A 14,587-nucleotide genomic window follows, 5' to 3' on the forward strand; every position below is an offset into this window, starting at 1 on the left:
CCCGCTTCGCTAGAAGCCCATTCTGAAAGCCGCTCCATGACCCAGCTCGACAAAGTTCTCTACACCGCCCGCGCCCACACCACCGGTGGCCGAGATGGCGCCTCACGCACCGACGACGGCCGCCTCGATGTGAAGCACAGCCCCCCGGGCACGCCCGGCAACGGTACCAACCCCGAGCAGCTGTTCGCCGCGGGCTACTCGGCCTGCTTCATCGGTGCCATGAAAGCGGTCGCCGGCCCGATGAAACTCAGCGTGCCGGCCGACGTGGCGGTGGACGCCGAGGTCGACCTTGGCCCCATCACCGGCGGCTACGGCATCGCGGTGCGCATGGCCATCCACCTGCCCGGCATGGACCGCACCCAGGCACAAGCCCTGGTGGACGCAGCCCACAAGGTCTGCCCCTACTCGAACGCCACCCGCGGCAACATCGGCGTCACGCTCACACTGGCCTGACCCGCCGATGGCGGGCTCCAGCCCGCTGTCGCCCAAGCAGCCCGACGGCCTTGTGCCCGCGGGCTGCTTGCTTTACCTTGAGTGGTTTCCAATTGGACACGCACACACCATGACCACCCAGACCCTTCAGGTCCAAAAGCGCGCCCTGGCCAACACCCGCTGGCACACCACGGAAGAGGCGCCGCTCGCCACCGGCCAGATCCGGCTGCACGTGGACCTGTTTTCACTCACCGCGAACAACATCACCTACGCCGCCATGGGCGATGCCATGGACTACTGGCGCTTCTTCCCGACGGAAGAAGCCGACTGGGGCGTGATCCCGGTATGGGGTTTTGCCACCATCACGGAATCGGCCCACGCGGACCTGCCGGTGGGCGAAAAGCTCTACGGTTACTGGCCTATGGCCACCTCGGCCGTGCTGCAGGCCGACCAGATCGCGCCTGGCAGCCTGGTCGACGCAGCGCCTCACCGCATCGGCCTGCACCCGGTCTACAACCAGTACACCCGCTGCGGCCGCGATCCGTTTTACACGTCCGACAGCGAAGCGGTGCAGGCCTTGCTGCGCCCGCTGTTCATGACCTCGTGGCTGATCGATGATTTTCTGGCCGACAACGAATTTTTCGGCGCACCCACCCTGCTGCTCTCCAGCGCGTCCAGCAAGACCGCGTACGGCACCGCGTTCCAGCTCGCGCAGCGCCAGGGATTGAACGTGATCGGCCTCACTTCCGAAAGCAACCGGGATTTTTGCGAAAGCCTGGGCTGCTACACCCGGGTGATGAGCTACGAACAGCTCGGTGCGCTGCCCATCGATGCGCCCTGCGTGTACGTGGACTTCGCGGGCAGCGCCGGCATGCGCGAGCAGATTCATCGCCGCTTCACCCATCTGAAATACAGCTGCGCGATCGGCGCCACCCACGTCACCGACCTGGGCGGCGGCAAGGGCCTGCCCGGGCCCAGCCCCACGCTGTTCTTCGCGCCAGCCCAGGTCAAGAAACGGCGCACCGACTGGGGTGCAGCCGAGCTGGGGAAGCGGCTGCTGACCGGCTGGCAGCGCTTCACCACCCGGGTGAGTGAGCCGACCCAGCCCTGGCTGCGGGTGGTCTCGCACCAAGGCTTTGAGGCCCTTCAGGCCGCCTACCTGCTGATGCTGGGTGGCCGCAGCGACCCACAAGAGGGGCACGTGTTCCGGCTCGACTGAACGGCAGCATCGCGCCCATCCGGCCCTGCTGAAGCGGCTCAGGCCGGTGCGCCGCCCAACTGCTCCATGGCGGCAGCCATCCAGTCGGGCACAGGAACCACGGCCGTGGTCAACGGCTGAATCCGCCATCCCTCACCCTCGGCCACCACGGAGACCCGGCCTTGCTGCGCGATCAGCCAGGCCAGCCAGGCGCAGGCGGCCGGACTCACCGGTTCACCTGGCGCGCCATCGAGCAGCGTCGTGAACGGGGCCTTGTCAGCCACCTTCACCGTGTCACCCTGGGCCGACCCGCTCAGGGCTTGTGCCAGCTCGGTCAACGCCTCTGCGCCAGGCGACGCCCACCGGGTCAGCCACTGGCGCAGTTGCCCCGCCACCTCGACCGCCCGGCGCGCCTCGGCCTGCATCAGGTCGGCGTGGTCCCAGCGGTGCCAAGGCACCTCGGGCATGCTGCAACCGGCCGAGAGCGCAGTGTGCGCCAACGGGTGCAGCGCCGCTTCGGTGGGCTGCTCGTGCACGGCCGCCGCCACACCGGCCAGCATCGCCAGCCGGCTGGCCAGCAGCTGGCCTTGCTGCGCCAGCAGCTTGTCGCGCATGAGCGAATCACGCTCGCTGCGCAGGTCGGCGAGTTCCAGCGCGTTTTTGAGGTCGGCGCGCAGGCTCTCCAGTTCCCACGGCTTGTTGATGTATCGGTAGATTTCGCCGGTGTTGATGGCCTCGATCGCATCGCCCAGCTCGGAGTAAGCTGTGGTCAGCATGCGCACGATGCCTGGGTAGTATTCGCGCGTATGGCGCAGCAGCTCGTTGCCCTGCTCTCCCGGCATGCGCTGGTCACACACCAGCACCGCGATCTCGGCACCATGCTCGCGCAACACAGCTCGGCCCGCCTCAACCGAGGTGGCGGTGAGGACGGGCGCCATCGGGCTGACGAGGCGCTCGAAGTACTTCAGCGCCATGGCTTCGTCGTCAACGTAAAGGATCTTGGTGGGTTTCATGTGATGACCGTCGCCTGGTGAGGTTCGGTGAACGGGAAATGCAGGGTGATGGTAGTGCCCTCACCTGGGGCCGAGACCACACTGACCGAGCCGCCGATCGAGCTCATGACGCGCTGGCAAAACAGCAGCCCCATGCCGCTGCCACCAGAGTCGGCGCGGGTGGTGACCGGTTCGCGCGTCAGCCTGGGCAGCAGGTGGGCCGGTATGCCTGGGCCGTTGTCGACCACCTCGATGGCGGGCTGCTCGCCCAGTCCCGGCGCCGGCGCCACCCGCAACAGACGCACCCAGACCAGCGGCTCGGCAGGCTGCGCGTCGCGCAGGGCAATAAGAGCGTTCTTGATCAGCGTGCACAGCACCAGATACAACAGGTCGCGGCGACCGGGCACTTCAAAATCGGCCATGAGGTCGCAAGCCAGCCAGTCGGCCTCGCTCGGCTCAAACGGGTACTCGTCGCGCACCGCCTGCACCAGATCGCTCGCAAACAGACGCGCGCTGCTGTCGCCTCGACTCGCATCGCGGGCCGACTGCACGAAGGTGGACACCAGCGACTGCGCGTAGTCGGTTCGGCGCTGGGCGGCGTTGATCATGGCCAGCAGGCTTTCATCGGAACTTGATCCCGACTGCTCCTGCAGGTTCTTCATGGCCGACAGATAGCCACTCACGGTCGCCAGCGGTGAGGTGACTTCGTGCGCAAGAAAGCCCAGCGTTTCACGCAGCGTGGCCGCCCGCCGCGCCAGCAAGGCCTGGTCCCGAGCCCGCTCACGGCTGATGGTCAGGGCATGGCGCAAGGTCTGACGGGTCAGCGTCTCGTCCAGCGGCTTCTCCAGGATTTTCTCCACCTGCCCCTGATTGACCGCCGACATGGCCACGTCCTTGTCGGCATAGGCGGATACCAGCAGGCGAGAAATGTGCGGGTGATGTACGCGCACTTCGCTGAGCAGGGCCACTCCGTTGCGTTCGGGCATGCTGAAATCGGTCAGCAGCACCGCCACCTCATGCCCACGCTGTTCCAGCAGGGCCAATGCTTCGTTCACACTCCCGGCGGTCAGCACGACGAACTCGTTACCGTACAGCCGGGCAAACCATTTGCAGGCGTGGGGCTCATCGTCCACCACCAGAACGGCGTGAGCACCTTGCGGAGTAGGTGCGATGGGGGCCCGGTCACTCATGCTGGCCTCGCCAGATCAAAGCTGAACTCGGTCCAGGCACCGTATTCGCTCTGCACGCTCAGTGTGCTGCCGTGGCGCTGCACGATGCCGTAGCTCACGCTCAGCCCCAGCCCCAGCCCGGCGCCCACATCGCGGGTGGTGAAAAACGGCTCGAACACGCGGCTCAGGTTCTCGGGCGAGATGCCTTGACCGTAATCGCGCAGCGAAAAGACAAGCCGATCCCCACGCACCACCGCGCGCACCTCGATGCGCGGATCGCTGCGCTTGGCCGCCTGCAACGCATGCGCCGCGTTACTCAACAGGTTGATCAGCACACCGATCAGCGCAGGCTCATCACCCACCACATGGGAGTCAGCCGGCAAGTCCGTCACCACCTCGACGCCTTTGAGCTCGTGACCGGCGAGGCGCTGGGCCGAGCGCAAGGCGCGCTCCAGCAAGAAAGGACGCATGGTGTCCTGACCCGGCTTCTGGTAGGCAAAGGTCTTGAGGTCGGAGACGATGTTCTGGATCCGCTCCATGCCCTCCTTGGCATCGACCAGGCTTTCCTTGAGCATCGCATCGGTCTTGGCTGCCGGCAAGCTGAGCCCCATGTTGATAGCCATCAGGCTGTAGTTCACTGGGTTGTTGAGTTCGTGCAGCAGTCCTGCCGACAGGGTACCGATGGCCGCCATTTTTTCGCGCTGGATGAGCTGGCCTTTGACTTCGGCGAGTGACCGGTTGGTTTCCTGCAAAGACGCATTTTGCTCGTCTACCCTTTCGCGGAGAGAGAAGAGGCGAAGCCTGCTCAATTCATTGAAATAGGTGCAGCCCACGGAAATAAGCACAGAGAAGGCAGTGAAGATGAGATGGGCATAGAACTCTCCGTAACTCGCTATGCCGCCAGGGTGAAGCCTGCAGGCCAGAAAATAGACGAAGCAGGTGAACAACCCGAATCCAAGCCCTTCCAGATAGCTGATAGGAACAATCATTCCGACTGCGTAAAGCGCCAGATGGAGGCCGACAAAATAGATCGACGAAGAACCTTCAGTCAGATAAATCATCCACGCGATCATGACCTGAGGAAGACAGAGCCAAGTGAGCGTGAGCCAACGTATGTTCCGGCGCCCAAACTCCCCCTGGGTCAACCACAGGATGAGCATCGTCGCGGCGGCAACTCCGATCCGCAGCAAGAGAAACTCATTGGCACGATCGGGATAGACCGCATAGTCGAGCGAAGTGCCGAGTAATACGAGGGTGGCAGAGGTGACACACCCAGTCTTGCTGAACGCGATGCGGACATCTTCCACCGCGTTGTACAGCCCTCTGGATGCAACTTCGCTCATGACATCGCTGCGCTCTGTCGGATCGGGACAGAAAACTCCGCAAACACATTCACACCGGTTTTGTCGGTGTAGATGCGCGGGCTGTTCGCCTCCTTGGGGAGTACCGACCGGAGTTGTTTCTCGTCGCGGTAGATCAAGTACCACTCGAGCACATGCTCCATGACCCCGCGCTGAGCATTACTTGGATGAACGTTGGTCACCAAAACCTCACCCTGAGGACGGGTTCGGGACTGAAAGTACTCAAGCAGGCGCATACAGACCTTGTCCGACAGGTAGTCGAACAAGCCCGCACAGTAAACAAAATCGTATTGCTCAGAGGTATCCGTGCTGCGGCGGCTGGCCCGCTTAAGCAAGTCGTGAACGGATTCATTTACCCAGTTGACGCGCAACTTCTTCCCTGTTTCTGTCGTGATCCGGTCAATATGGGTCTTTGTGTACTGGAGTGTGACTTCGCTGAAGTCGACCAGAGTGAACTCCAAGTCAGCGACGAGTACATCACTTTTCAGCAGACGCTCTATCTCGATCGCTGGCCCACACCCGATATTCAGAATGCGCACTGGCCGCCCCAGTACCCGAGCCTGCTGTACAGCGCGGTGAAGCCATTCGACCAGCATATTGATTCGGTTTCTGTGCGCCTCGGCCACTGCCGATTGCAAGAACAAGGAGTTGACCATCTGGAAATAGGTCGTGGGCCCTTGCTGAGGGTCAGCCAATATCTGATTGACCATTTCGTAATCACCTGCATACCCCAACGGCTTTTCGAATGTTCGGTACACAAACGGGGCGCGTAACAACAAGGGATGAAGGGCGCTCTGTGCAAACGTCCTGTAGGTGCCTGCCAGCTCTTGCGGCACCAAGGCGATGGCCCCTTCGAAATCTGCGAAGTATTGCGCCGCTGCCGACATGAGTGGTTTGGCCAATTCGCTAAACACCTCTGGTCGTACTCGGCCATCTGCTGCGCGCGGTAGCGACCCCGAAAGGTCGGCATGGTCAGTCCAGCGCGACACCTCGGAAAGGAAGGCTCTGACTTCGCTGACGGAAACCTGGTACTCGTGGCTGATCTGAAAGCGCTCCGACCAACCACTGACAAACCTCTGCGCCTCTTGTCCCACGTTAGGGGCACTGCCCACCAACACGTTGAAGTCGGACCACTCATCTATGAGTGTGACCGACACCACCGCCATCAGCCCGGTATTGAGCAGGCTCACCACCACCGCCTTTCCCTTGTAAATGCTGCGGTCGCCACTGCGGATGTTCAGGTCATTGAGCACCTCGCTGACCTGCACGATGGAGTACGGGTTGTAGATCTCCATCACCAGCGAGCGGCGCTGCAGGCTGGTGAGCGTGCCTCGCGCGGCCTCCCCCTGGCTGTTGCGGAACGTGACGACGGGGTCAAAGGGGCGCTGCAGTTGCACGGTGGTTGTTTGAGCGGTAGGCGGCCGTCGATGCACGGCTCGGCGAAAACTCCCAGCGGGAGAGTGTAGTCAGTCCGAGGGCTTTGCGACGAAGCCGCCCTGCGGGCTGCCACTGCAAGCGGCCTGGGCGAGCGCCTCACCCCGCAGCCCGGCCGAAAGGGGAGTTGCAGATGTCGACAGGGCCGCCAGAACCCCGTTTTTTGGCGGCTCTAGCATTCCTCGCTTCTTTCCCAGGGAGCACCACAACATGAACATCAACCGCACCTCCGCGCGCAGGCGCATTGTGATTTTCAGTACGGAAGACATCATTCCGAACATCATCCTCAATCACACGCTGGGCGAAATCCAAAGCCACGGTCTGAGGGCGCAGGTTTTTCTCACCCCCATCCTGGTGAGACGCCAGCCCCATCCGCCCGCCCTGGCACGCATGGCGTTTTACGAAACAACGCTGCCCAGAGAGGTGCTGTACCCCGCACTGGAACGAGGCACTGCCGGCTGGGGATTCGCGTGCAATCGGGAACTGAGAACATTCAACGAGCTGGCCAGAGCCTATGGCGACTGGGATCGCATCGCCACGCTCGACGATCCGCTGGTGGGGGCGGCGCTGGATCATCCGGAGTTTCTCGGCGCCATCTCAGCGCACAACTACCTGCTGTTCAAAGACCGCCATTTGAATCGCATCCGGCAGCGAGGCGGATTCGTGTGGAACCTTCATCACGGGCCGCTGCCCGACAACCGGGGCATCCTGGCGCCGTTCTGGAATCTCCTGGAAGGCAGATCCGCCCACGGCGTGTCGTTGCACGAGGTCACCGACGGCATCGACACGGGTGCACTGGTCGCGACCGCGCGTTTGCGCCTCAGCGCCCGCCGCAGTGTGCTGGCGTCCATGATTGAACTGGCCGTGCCAGGCGCCCACCTGCTGGTGCAGACATTGAGGCGACTTGTGCACGGCCACCCTGTGCTGCCGCTGCCGCAACCTGCCCGCAGCGGCCTGTACCGCAGCTTCCCGGATCAGGATGCCATCGCCCGTGCCGAGCATCGGGGCATTCACCTGGTGGGCCACCCAGAGTCCATGGTCGACCTTTACAGCGATCTCTACCAGCTCGATGCCGACTTCGTGGCGGGCGAACTCTGGCCAGCGATTGCTCGCTTCGAGGCAGCTTGGCAACGAGGGTCCGAGCCAGAACCGGAAGGTGCCCAGAGCACCCCGACCTGGCTGCCTCCCGCTCAGGCGAGCAACGCGTTGACCCGCTTCACGTAAGCCGCCGGGTCGTCGGGCAGGCCGCCCTCGGCCAGCAAGGCCTGATCGAACAGGATGTGGGCCAGGTCGTCAAAGTGATCGCTCGCCTCCAGCTTCTTCACCAGGGCGTGCTCGGCGTTCACCTCCAGGATCGGCTTGCTATCGGGCACAGGCTGGCCGGCCTGCTTGAGCATGCGGGCGAGCTGGGTGCTCATGCCGTGGTCTTGCACCACCAGGCAGGCAGGTGAGTCGACCAGGCGGGTGGTCACGCGTACGTCCTGCGCCTTGTCTTTCAGGCTGGCCTTGAGCCTCTCCAGCACCGGCTTGAAGCTCTCGGCGGCAGCTTCGGCCGCCTTCTTTTCTTCTTCGTCCTGCAGCTTGCCCAGGTCCACCGCGCCCTTGGCCACGCTTTGCAGCGGCGTGCCGTCGAACTCGTGCAGGTGCGACATGGCCCACTCGTCCACCCGGTCTGCCATGAGCAGCACCTCAATGCCCTTCTTGCGGAACACTTCAAGCTGCGGGCTGTTTTTCGCCGCGCTCAGGCTGTCGGCAGTGATGTAGTAGATGGCTTCCTGGCCCTCTTTCATGCGGGCCTTGTAGTCGGCAAAGCCCACGCTCACGGTGTCGGAGGCGGTACTGGCGTAGCGCAGCAGCCGGGCCAGCTTGTCGCGGTTGGCGAAGTCTTCGCCCAGGCCTTCCTTCAACACGGAGCCGAATTCGGCGTAAAAGGCCGAGTACTTGCCTGCGTCCTGGGCGGCGGCGGCTTTGTCTTCCTCGCTCACCACGTCGGTCACGCCATCGGCGCTCTCGGCAGCCCGCGGCGCCTGGTCCTTTTTCGCGAGGTCTTCCAGCATGGACAGCACGCGACGGGTGTTGCCCTCGCGGATGGCCTTCACGTCGCGGCTTTCCTGCAGCAGCTCGCGGCTGACGTTGAGCGGCAGGTCGGCCGAGTCCACCACGCCTTTGACCCAGCGCAGGTAGGACGGCATCAGGCTTTCCGCCTCGTCCATGATGAACACGCGCTTCACATAGAGCTTGATGCCCGACTTGTGATCGCGGTTCCACAGGTCCATCGGCGCTTTGGCCGGAATGAACAGCAGCTGCGTGTATTCCGTGCTGCCCTCGACGCGGTTGTGGCTCCAGGCCAGCGGGGCCTGCTGGTCGTAGCTCAGGTTCTTGTAGAACTCGGCGTACTGCTCGTCGCTGATGTCTTTCTTGGGACGCGACCACAGGGCGTTGGCCGAGTTCACGGCCTCCCACTCGTCCTTTTTCACGTGCTCGCTTTTCTCGGCGTCCCATTCCTCTTTCTGCATCAGGATGGGCAGGCTGATGTGATCGGAGTACTTGGTGATCAGCGATTTGAGCTTCCAGTGGCTCAGGTACTCACCCGCGTCGTCGCGCAGATGCAGGGTCACGCTCGTGCCCCGCGCCGTCCGCTCGATGGTTTCGACCTCGAACTCACCCGTACCGCCACTGACCCAGCGAACGCCCTCAGCCGCAGGCAGACCCGCGCGGCGGCTTTCCACCGTGATCTTGTCGGCCACGATGAAGCCCGAGTAAAAGCCGACGCCAAACTGGCCGATGAGCTGGGCGTCCTTCTTCTGGTCACCGCTGAGGCGACCCATGAAATCCTTGGTTCCGCTTTTGGCGATCGTGCCCAGGTGCTCCACCGCCTCGGCCTGGCTCATGCCGATGCCGTTGTCGGTGATGGTGACGGTCTTGGCTTCCTTGTCGAAGCCCACCCGGACCTCAAGGTTCGGCGTATCTTCGAACAGCGCGGCGTTGTTCAGCCCCTCGAAGCGCAGCTTGTCGCAGGCATCCGAGGCATTGGAGACCAGCTCGCGCAGGAAGATCTCAGGGTTGGAATACAGCGAATGGGTGACGAGGTGCAGCAGCTGCGCCACCTCGGCCTGGAAGGACAGGGTTTGTTTGCTCATGGGTTCCGGCTGAAAAAGCAATGGACCGGCCAAAGCGGCCGGCAACGAGGCGAAGACCGTGGAATTATGGGCATGGCGGCATTTTTCAAGCCGGTCGGGCCTGCAACCCAAGAAAAAGGGCGCGCCGCCCTCGTGAGGCGGCGCGCCCTTCTACCTGTTTGGCTACCATGGCCCGACTTGGGAGCGCCAGGGCCAGCCGCCGGGCCGCCCCAAGGCAGGCCCAGGCCCCTCGGGGAGCAGCGAACCGCGCGAAGCGGAGGTAGCGTGGTGGCTTAGCCGTAGCGTTTGAACTCGCCCGACTCCACCTTGGCCATGAACTTCTGGTACTCGCGCTTGACGATGGGCATGAGGAAATACAAACCGATGATGTTGAAGATCGACATGGCGAAGATGGCCGCGTCCGAGAAGTCGATCACGGCGCCGAAGCTCACCGACGCGCCAACGACGATGAACAGGCAGAACATGATCTTGTAGACGTATTCCTGGGTCCGGCCTTCACCAAACAGGTAGGTCCAGCCCTTGAGCCCGTAGTAGGCCCAGCTGATCATGGTCGAGATGGCAAACATCACCACGGCCAGCGCCAGCGGGTACCGGAACCAGTCGGCCGTGGCCTGGAACGAGGCGGCGGTGAGATTCACGCCGGTGAGTCCGTTCGGGCTAGGGAAGGGGCCGGTATTCAGGCCGGCGATGGTGATGACCAGCGCCGTCATGGTGCAGATCACCACGGTGTCGATGAACGGCTCCAGCAGGGAAACCAGGCCTTCGGTGACCGGCTCGTCGGTCTTGACCGCGCTGTGCGCGATCGCCGCCGAGCCCACGCCCGCTTCGTTGGAGAAGGTGGCGCGCTTTAGGCCCTGGATCAGGGCACCGATGAAACCACCCGCAACGCCTTCGGCACTGAACGCGCCGTTGAAGATGGCGGCAAAGGCGGCCGGAATCTGGCTGAAGTTGGACACGATCACGATCACCGACAGGCCGATGTAGAGAAAGGCCATCCAGGGCACGAGGCGCGAGGTGACGGTGGCAATCGACGGCATGCCGCCCACGATTACGCCGTAGACAAACGCGGCCAGGATGACGCCCACCACCCAGCCAAAGCCGTCGGGCAGGCCGAAGGTCTGCACGATCATGGCGTTGGCCTGGTTGCCCTGGAACATGTTGCCGCCACCCAGGGCGCCCAGGATCACCATCACCGCAAAGCCCACGGCCAGGATCTTGCCCAGCAGCGGCATGCCGCGCTCGGCCAGACCGTCACGCAAGTAGTACATGGGACCGCCGGACACCACGCCTGAGGGCAGGATGGTCCGGTACTTCACACCCAGCGTGCACTCGGTGAACTTCGAAGCCATGCCCATCAGGCCCACGATGATCATCCAGAAGGTAGCCCCTGGTCCGCCGATGGCCAGGGCTGCACCGACGCCGGCGATGTTGCCCAGGCCCACCGTGCCCGAAAGCGCTGTGGTCAGCGCCTGAAAGTGGCTGACCTCACCCGGATGGCGGCTGTTGGGATCGGTGTACTTGCCGCGCACCAGATCCACCGCGAGCTTGAAGCGCGACAGCTGAGGAAAGCCGAAATAGACCGTGAAGATGATGGCCGCCAGAAGCAGCCAGCCCACGATGAGGGGAAACTGCGCTTCGCCCAGCGGCACGGAATAAAAGATCAGGTTGACGAACCAGCCGAAAGTGGTGGCAAAAAAGCTGTCGATCGCCTGATCAATGCCTTGTGCACAGGCTGGCGCCGCCAGCCCCGCCAGCAGCATGGCCAACAGCCAGATCGGTGCACGAGGCGCCAGCGGTGTGTTTTTTCTTGGCATCGGGGTCTCCTTGGAAGTGGGTGCTGACATCTCAATCTTCAGCTGGCCTCGTGGCGCCAACAGTCTCAACCATCGACACACCACCACCCCATGCTCCCACCCCTCACCAAAACGAACCGCGCAAAACGACTCAGCAATTACCCTTGCTTTCTGTCTGGAAAGACGGAAAGAGATCCAAATTTAGTGAAATATTCGATCGTATCTGCCATAGAGAATAAACTGGACCATACAAAGAGCCAGAAACCGAAGAAAGCTCAAAAACCTTGCTCAAGGTAGGCCACTCGGGGCACAGCCCGGACGCGGCTCAATCGGAGGCCAGCGGCAGCAACCAATCGCGCACTTGCACGGCCACTTCCTGGCTCGACAGCAAGTCAAGGTGACCGGTGCGGTAGACGATGCGTTGGCTGCTCTTGGCGAACACCAGTCGGCGGCGGGTCTCGTCGTGCTGACCCAGCGCACTGTTGAGCGGCACCAGGCCGTCGCCCGTCAACCGATCGGCCAGCACCCCGCGCTGGGCCGCCAGCGTCGCGGCCACCGTGAAGCAGGCCACCCCCTCGGGCAAAGGCAGTGGCAGGCGCGGGTCTTCAAAGCCGGCGCGCCAGCCCTGGCCGCCGGGGGAGCGCCAGTCGGCCTCTTGTACGTGGCCGTGGCGCAGGTCCAAAATGCCGGCGCTGCGCAGCTTGCCCAGTTTCGCAAACGGGGCGGAGAAAGGCGTTGCGCCCAGCAAGACATCAATCCCGTGCCCAGCCTTTTCCAACGGCGCACCATGGTGCGGCGTGCCCAGGAACACCAGTTCGCGCAGCACATTGGGCCACTGCTGGTCTGCCTCGCGCCCCGCCTGCACCGCAGCGCGCGCCACCAGACCGCCCATGCTGTGGCCGAGGAGGGTGATGCGCGTCAGCGGCACCGGCCAGGCCGCCATCAGCCGCTCCAGATGCAGCGCCAACTCGAGCCCGTTGTCCGACACATGCCGGCCGCTGTTGTAGCGCAGGTAGACCGGTTGGCAACCCAGCGCTTGCGCCAGAAAGTCGCCATGCTCGTGACCGCCCCGCATCCACTGCGTGTCGTTCATGCAAAGGCCGTGCACGAGCAACAGCAGGTGCGAGCTGGCTGCCTGACCCAGCTGGAGCCTGAGCGCATCGAGGTTGTCCAGCCACAGCGGGCGACCTGCACATCGCAACTCCATCGCCTGCGCCAGCGGGTTGCCAGTGGCCACCAGCCGGTCGCCGAGCACACCGTTCAACGCGGCCACCACCGCTTCGCGCTGAGGCGAGGCTTCGGGGTGTGTGGCCGGGTCGTCCAGCAACGGCAGCAGGGCTCCCAGCACCGCATCCGACCCTTGCCCCACCAGCGCGGCCACACCGCGGATACCGCGGTAGATCTGTCCGGTGAGGCCGCTGGTCTGCTCGGGTGCCGCGTTGCGTGAGAGCCCCAGTTGCCGGTGCACGGACCGGTGCACGCCTTCAACGATGTTGATCACACCGTGTGTGGCCTGCGTCGCGAGTTGGGCAGCGGCCTTCAGATCGGAAGGGCGGAGGTGGCGCAAGAGAGCTGTCTTGCGATCAGGTGGCGTGGGAGAACTCATGGGGCATTGTGTGCCTGGGTTTTGTGTCTGTGGGTTTCTTGTCTAAGGTGGGCAGGGCGCTCGGGAATCGGTACCCGGTCTGTCGGGACAGAAAACGCTCATTCACCGAAAAAAGCAACGTCTGGCAACGCTGCGAGGGTGTGACCCGACCAACCTCTGGCGCGGGCGCAAGCCGCATAGCCGCTGCCTGGCGATAACCTCGCGCGCTCTTGAAGACTGGCGGCGCTTCGTTCAACAGCTCAAGCGCCCTCTCTCGTCAGAAGCCTTCCTCCGCTCCCAGATAACGCCACTGTCCTACCGGCAGATTGCCGAGCACCACGTTGCCGATGCGGATGCGCTTGAGGCCCACCACGTGCAGCCCGACCTGCTCGCACATGCGGCGGATCTGGCGCTTCTTGCCTTCGATCAGAACGAAACGCAACTGCTCGGGGTTCATCCAGTCCACCTGGGCGGGCTTGAGGGGCTGGTCGTCCAGACTCAGGCCGTGGCGCAACCGGGCCAGTTGCTCGGGAGGGAAAGCGGCTTGCACGTTCTGCGTGACCACGCCAGAACCGTGCGGGCCGTTCGGCGCCCAGTGCACGCGCACCAGGTACTCTTTTTCGATGCCGCTGTTTTCACCGATGAGCTGGCGCGCGATGCGCCCGTCCTGAGAGAGCACGAGCAGGCCGACGGAATCGATGTCGAGCCGGCCGCAGGGTGCGAGGCCACGCGTGTGTTCGGGCGCAAAACGGCGACCTTCCGCCGGGTGACGGGCATCGCCGCGCCACTGGCTGGGCGCGCCGATGAGCGTGGCAGCGGCTTCGTGGCCGTCTTCAGGCTGGCCGCTCACATAGCCCATGGGTTTGTGCAGCAGGATGGTGACCTGCCCGGCTTGCTGGTGGCGCGCCTGGGGCAGCACCTCCACGTTCGCGTCGGGCGCCACGGGCATGCCCATGACAGCGGGTTCGCCGTTGACCAGCACCCAGCCGCGCGCGATCCATTCGTCGGCCTCGCGGCGCGAGCACAGCCCCAGCTCGGCCATGCGCTTGTTCAGGCGCACCTCGCCCCGCACATTGCCGACCCGCGCCAGATCGGACCGGCGCGGTTCAGCCAGGCGCGCAGGTGCCTGAGGCGCGCGCGGCGCGCTGGATCGGGCAGGCGTGGACCGATTGCCGGCATCGCTTGGGCGCTGGGCTTCGGCCGGGTGGGCGCGCTGGCGACCCGATCCCGGCAGCGAAGGGCGCTCGCCACTCAAGGCAGGAGGCCGCTCGCGCGGTGGCTTGGGCGCCGAGGCCGAAACAGACTGGGCGCGCGCCGGGCCCGGCGGGCGCACCGGCGCACGCCGCTCGGCGAACGGGCCGCTGGCGCTTTTTTTGGCAGCGCCAGGCTTGAGCTTGAGGGTGCCGGGCTTGGGGTCGGAGGTCATGGGTCGATCATCCCACGGTGCGACACCAGCGGGTTGGCAAGACAGCGCAGGCGGGGC

11 protein-coding genes are annotated in these 14,587 nt (G+C 64.1%); 3 read left to right on the plus strand and 8 right to left on the minus strand.

Annotated elements, in window-relative coordinates; genetic code table 11:
* Nucleotides 1-36: 36 nt before the first annotated feature.
* Nucleotides 37-453, plus strand: a complete 417-nt coding sequence (locus QUV25_RS03990) for an organic hydroperoxide resistance protein (RefSeq protein ID WP_300861473.1) — start codon at nt 37-39, stop codon at nt 451-453.
* Between the two features lie 109 nt (nt 454-562).
* Nucleotides 563-1,651 (plus strand): DUF2855 family protein, encoded by a 1,089-nt coding sequence (locus QUV25_RS03995; RefSeq protein ID WP_300861474.1) that lies wholly within the window; start codon nt 563-565, stop codon nt 1,649-1,651.
* Nucleotides 1,652-1,689: 38 nt separating this feature from the next.
* Here QUV25_RS03995 and QUV25_RS04000 read toward each other — a convergent pair whose 3' ends face one another.
* The 4 genes from QUV25_RS04000 to QUV25_RS04015 are packed head-to-tail and all read right to left on the minus strand — an operon-like array spanning nt 1,690 to nt 6,549.
* Nucleotides 1,690-2,643, minus strand: a complete 954-nt coding sequence (locus tag QUV25_RS04000; RefSeq protein ID WP_300861476.1) for a response regulator — start codon at nt 2,641-2,643, stop codon at nt 1,690-1,692.
* A complete protein-coding gene (locus QUV25_RS04005; RefSeq protein WP_300861478.1) occupies nt 2,640-3,812 on the minus strand; it encodes a hybrid sensor histidine kinase/response regulator in 1,173 nt (390 codons plus the stop codon). Before QUV25_RS04005 ends, QUV25_RS04000 begins: the two co-directional genes overlap by 4 nt.
* On the minus strand, nt 3,809-5,134 hold the full coding sequence (locus tag QUV25_RS04010) for an ATP-binding protein (RefSeq protein WP_300861479.1): 1,326 nt from the start codon (nt 5,132-5,134) through the stop codon (nt 3,809-3,811). The genes QUV25_RS04005 and QUV25_RS04010 overlap by 4 nt, the downstream gene beginning before the upstream one ends.
* Nucleotides 5,131-6,549 carry a class I SAM-dependent methyltransferase gene (locus QUV25_RS04015; protein ID WP_300861481.1) on the minus strand — a complete coding sequence of 473 codons (1,419 nt, stop codon included), beginning with the start codon at nt 6,547-6,549 and terminating at the stop codon, nt 5,131-5,133. Before QUV25_RS04015 ends, QUV25_RS04010 begins: the two co-directional genes overlap by 4 nt.
* A gap of 247 nt (nt 6,550-6,796) precedes the next feature.
* Here QUV25_RS04015 and QUV25_RS04020 point away from each other — a divergent pair, with 247 nt between their 5' ends.
* Nucleotides 6,797-7,810, plus strand: coding sequence for a formyltransferase family protein (locus QUV25_RS04020; protein ID WP_300861484.1), 1,014 nt, complete (start codon nt 6,797-6,799; stop codon nt 7,808-7,810).
* Here the strand turns inward: QUV25_RS04020 and htpG are convergent.
* The 4 genes from htpG to QUV25_RS04040 form a co-directional block, all read right to left on the minus strand.
* Nucleotides 7,777-9,726 carry a molecular chaperone HtpG gene (gene htpG / locus QUV25_RS04025; RefSeq protein WP_300861486.1) on the minus strand — a complete coding sequence of 650 codons (1,950 nt, stop codon included), beginning with the start codon at nt 9,724-9,726 and terminating at the stop codon, nt 7,777-7,779. The two genes, QUV25_RS04020 and htpG, sit on opposite strands and share 34 nt — an antisense overlap.
* A 272-nt stretch (nt 9,727-9,998) precedes the next feature.
* On the minus strand, nt 9,999-11,540 hold the full coding sequence (locus QUV25_RS04030; RefSeq protein ID WP_300861488.1) for a sodium:alanine symporter family protein: 1,542 nt from the start codon (nt 11,538-11,540) through the stop codon (nt 9,999-10,001).
* A 304-nt stretch (nt 11,541-11,844) separates the two neighbouring features.
* On the minus strand, nt 11,845-13,125 hold the full coding sequence (locus tag QUV25_RS04035; protein ID WP_300861490.1) for an alpha/beta hydrolase: 1,281 nt from the start codon (nt 13,123-13,125) through the stop codon (nt 11,845-11,847).
* Nucleotides 13,126-13,381: 256 nt separating this feature from the next.
* The gene (locus tag QUV25_RS04040) at nt 13,382-14,194 is read right to left on the minus strand and encodes a pseudouridine synthase (protein ID WP_300862023.1); all 813 of its coding nucleotides are present in this window, start codon (nt 14,192-14,194) and stop codon (nt 13,382-13,384) included.
* Nucleotides 14,195-14,587 lie beyond the last annotated feature (393 nt).

It is taken from the genome of Hydrogenophaga sp. (genome assembly GCF_030373245.1).
GTDB lineage: Bacteria > Pseudomonadota > Gammaproteobacteria > Burkholderiales > Burkholderiaceae_C > Hydrogenophaga.